Here is a 216-nt window from a genome sequence, read left to right as displayed (position 1 = left end):
ACTGGCTTTCCCGTCAGCCGGTACCGGAGGACGAGCGGGCTGCAATCACGCGCCATGTCCGCGAACTGGACCGGCTCGGGGAGGATCTTGCCGTGCTCGATCGGGACATCGCTCAGGACGCGCTGGACGACGAGGCGATCCGACGGCTGCTGACCAGCACCGGAGTCAATCTGGCCGTGGCGGCAGGACTGATGGCGGCGATCGGCAGCATCGACC

At 67.6% G+C, this 216-nt stretch carries 1 pseudogene; it reads left to right on the top strand.

Features of this window, described 5'->3' with window-relative positions:
* Positions 1-216, top strand: a pseudogene (locus Q1A87_RS24090) (IS110 family transposase); the annotation flags it as partial.

This window comes from uncultured Jannaschia sp. (genome assembly GCF_947494055.1).
Lineage (GTDB): Bacteria > Pseudomonadota > Alphaproteobacteria > Rhodobacterales > Rhodobacteraceae > Jannaschia.
This window is presented reverse-complemented; position numbering and strand designations above follow the sequence as displayed.